Below are 3,297 nucleotides of genomic sequence, written 5' to 3' on the forward strand. Positions count from 1 at the left end.
CGCAGGCCGACTGCGGCGGCCGGTGCCGCGCCGTGTCGGGTGCCGTGAACCACCAGGTCAGCCGGCCGCTCATAGGCGCGCTGCACCGCCGGTGGGGTTGCGCCGGAGATGGCGATATAGGCGTCGGGATGGCGCGCCCGCACGGTCTCCCACACCTTCTGGATGCGGAAGCCGTTCTCCTCCTTGTGGCCGGCGCCGGCATTGAAGCCGACGATGGAGCCGAAGGGGTGCTCCGCCAGCACGACCTCCACCATCTGCTCGAAGCCGGCAAGGTCGCCGAGCATCTGGCCGGTCACGTCCACCGGGTTGCGGGCGCCGGCGAAGGGCACGATCTCGCGGATGCGCTCCTGGGCGGCGGCGCTCAGGGGCACGGTGTCGAGGCCGCCGGTCTCCGCCTCGTCGGCCATCATCACGCCGACGCCGCCGGAGACGGTGACGAGGGCGATGGCGTTGTTCTTCGGCGCCTTGCCGAAGGCGAAGGCGTAGCCGAGGTCGAACCACTCGGCGATGGAAGAGGCGCGGTAGGCGCCGCATTGGGCGATCACGGCGTCATAGACCGCATCCGCCCCGGCGAGCGAGGCGGTATGGGAGGCGGCGGCCTCCGCGCCGACGGCGGTGCGGCCGACCTTCAGCACCACCACCGGCTTGCCGGCGGCGCGGGCCATCTCCAGCGCCTGAACCAGGCGGGCGCCGTTGCGGGCGCCTTCCATGTAGACCAGGATCACGCGGGTCGAGGGGTCCTGCGCGAGATAGGCGATGCCGTCCGCGACCTCGACGTCCGCCTCGTTTCCGGTGGTGATCCACTTGGTGAAGGACAGGCCCCGGTCCTGGGCGAGATTGGCCACGTAGCCGCCGAACGCGCCGGACTGGCTGACGAGGCCGACCGCCCCGCCGGGGGCGAAGCGGGGCTTGAAAAACGGGCAGAAGCTGGCGACCAGGCCGGCGTCGATATTGGCGACGCCGAGGGCGTTGGGGCCGATGATCCTGAGGCCGCGGGCGCGGGCGAAATCGGCCAGCTGCTGCTGCGCGGCGCGGCCCTCCTCGCTCACCTCGGCGAAGCCGGAGGAGAACACCACGGCCGCCTTCGCGCCCTTGTCGGCGCAGGCTTCCAGCGCCGCCAGCACGCCCGGCGCCGGGATGGCGATGACGGCGAGATCGATGGCAGAGGGAATGGAGGCGATATCGGGCACCGCCCTGTACCCGAACACCTCGTCCGCCTTGGGATTGACCGGGAAGACATCCCCTGGAAAGGCGTATTCCCGCAGCATCGCCACCGGAACCGCGCCGATTTTTCCCGGCACCGTGGAGGCGCCGACGATGGCCACCGACCGGGGCTCCAAAAGCGGCCGCAGCGAAGCGGTGTCGATGGCCGGCACAGCCTGCCGGACGGATGGGGGCTCGGCCGCCGCCGGCGGCTCGCGGAAGGGACATGCCTCGACCTCGGGCGTTTGAAAAATAATGGCGTTTTTCGGGTTTTCGGGCAGGCGCCCGATCATTCTTTTTGGGACGCCGGCGCGCAAGGTGCCGGGCCGGCGACAGGTATTTAATACAATTGAATTAAAATCGCTGTCAAGGCGGCGCGAATGCCCCCGCGGCGGCGCGAATCAGGGGCGGGACGGCGGGCCGGAATTTGGTTTGCGGACGGTCCGGACGGTCCCGCCGTTTCAGTCCCGCGAGCCCGGCGCAAGTGCCTCCGTCACCCGCCGTTGGGCGCCTGGGCGGGGGTGAAATGGGCGACGAGGTCGAACAGGTCACCCCGGAAGGTCTGGCGCACCAAGGTGATGTTCTCGTCGCCGCGCCAGGTGCGGCGCACCAGTTCCAGGCAGGCGCTGCCATCCGGGATGTCGAGCAGCTTCGCCATCTCCGGCACCGCGTTCACCGCGGCGATCTTGTGCTCGGCGGCGGTCCACGGCACGTGGCCCACCAGCCAGGAGCCGGGGGCCTGCCGGGTGAAATCCACCGCCGCGGCTTCAGGAACGGCAGAAAGATTGATCAGCCGGTGCTCCAGCGCGAAGGGGCGGCTGCCGGCCATGTGGCGGCATGAAATCTCTAGCACCCGGCCGCGCGGAGCGAGCGTCCATTCCGCCGGCACCGACCGTGCGGCGGCGCGCCGCTCCTGGCGCAGCAACTCGTAGCGGTAGGCTTCGCCGCGCGCCGTCACCTCGGCCTCGATGTCGGGGATCTGGAGGATCGCCGACTGGATGCGCGGGGCGGCGACAAACGAGCCGGCGCGCCGGCGCCGCTCGATCAGGCCGGCGGCGGCCAGCTCCGACACCACCTTGTTCACGGTCATCCGGGCGCAGCCATATTGCGCCATCAGTTCGTGCTCGTAGGGAATGCGGTGGCCCGGCCCCCATTCGCCGGACAGGATCTTGGCCTCGATGTCGGCACGGATGCGCCGGTTGAGGGTGGGGACGGCCTTGCCCTCGCCCTCGCCGTCCGCCGCGCCCTCGATGTCGGCCGCCTCGCTCACGCCAGCAGTTTCTCCATGGTGCGGGCAAAGGCGCCGCGGATCGCATCGCGCTCGTGGTGGATGCCGTTGGTCACACACTTTCGGCCGGCGCGCCAGACGCCGTCCACCGCGCCGCCGCGGGCGGCGAAGACGAGGCCGTCGAGCAGCGCGTCGCCGGTGCGGGCGGCGAAAGCAGAGAAATAGGGGGAGGGGGAAATAATTGCGGCTAGGACGCATCATCGGGCTTCCGGCACATGCGTCCGATGTGCCTGTCTTCTTCCTGGCGCTGGTGGACAAGGGGCCGCGCGCGAACCTTTCCAAGGCCGAGCGCAACGAACTGGCCAGGGTGCTGCCGCAGATCGCGTCCGCCTATCGTGCGGGCGCGACGCGGCAGGTCGCCGGGCTGGCGGAACGAAAGAAGGGAGACTGACCATGGCGACGTTCGGAAGCGACCTCATCGAGAGCGCCAACGAGGCGCTTGCCATTGCCAAGGGCGAGGCCATGCCCGCGCGCGCCTTCGTGCCCGCCGATATCGACGTGAAGGGCATCCGCAAACGGCTGGGGCTGTCTCAGGCGGCCTTCGCCGCCCGCTTCGGCTTCTCGGCCGGCGCCGTGCGCGATTGGGAGCAGGCGCGCAAGCGGTCCGATCCCAGCACGCGCGTCCTGCTGAAGGTGATCGAGCGCGAGCCGGAGGCGGTGGAGCGGGCGCTTTCGGCGGCGTGAGAGCCGCCCGGCATCGGTGCGCGTCAGTCGCGAGGGGCCTTCCGGCGCCCTTGGCGCGGCCTTCGGCAAGGGCACCACCTGGGCCGTGCCTTGCGCCCGCGCCCGGCTCGCCCATGGCCGCG

General features: G+C 70.7%; 4 protein-coding genes. 2 read left to right on the forward strand and 2 right to left on the reverse strand.

Annotated elements, in window-relative coordinates; all coding sequences use genetic code 11:
* A partial coding sequence (locus AC2W7M_RS22450; RefSeq protein WP_486135042.1) for an acetate--CoA ligase family protein occupies nt 1–1,325 on the reverse strand: 1,325 nt, incomplete at its 3' end.
* Nucleotides 1,326–1,696: 371 nt separating this feature from the next.
* Nucleotides 1,697–2,473: a histidine utilization repressor gene (gene hutC, locus AC2W7M_RS22455; RefSeq protein WP_486135044.1), complete on the reverse strand. Its 777-nt coding sequence runs from the start codon at nt 2,471–2,473 to the stop codon at nt 1,697–1,699.
* A 244-nt stretch (nt 2,474–2,717) separates the two neighbouring features.
* On the opposite strand from hutC, the gene AC2W7M_RS22460 reads away from it, so the two are divergent.
* Both AC2W7M_RS22460 and AC2W7M_RS22465 read left to right on the forward strand, forming a co-directional pair.
* Complete coding sequence (locus AC2W7M_RS22460) at nt 2,718–2,882, forward strand: hypothetical protein (protein WP_486135046.1); 165 nt, start codon at nt 2,718–2,720, stop codon at nt 2,880–2,882.
* 2 nt (nt 2,883–2,884) lie between these two features.
* On the forward strand, nt 2,885–3,175 hold the full coding sequence (locus tag AC2W7M_RS22465; protein ID WP_486135048.1) for a helix-turn-helix domain-containing protein: 291 nt from the start codon (nt 2,885–2,887) through the stop codon (nt 3,173–3,175).
* Nucleotides 3,176–3,297 lie beyond the last annotated feature (122 nt).

This window comes from Xanthobacter sp. BG11Y11_SDJG, from assembly GCF_057364445.1.

Excerpts from the sequence above, each read along its gene's own strand:
- AC2W7M_RS22465 (WP_486135048.1), top strand. The coding sequence starts at position 2,885 with ATGGCGACGTTCGGAAGCGACCTCATCGAGAGCGCCAACGAGGCGCTT.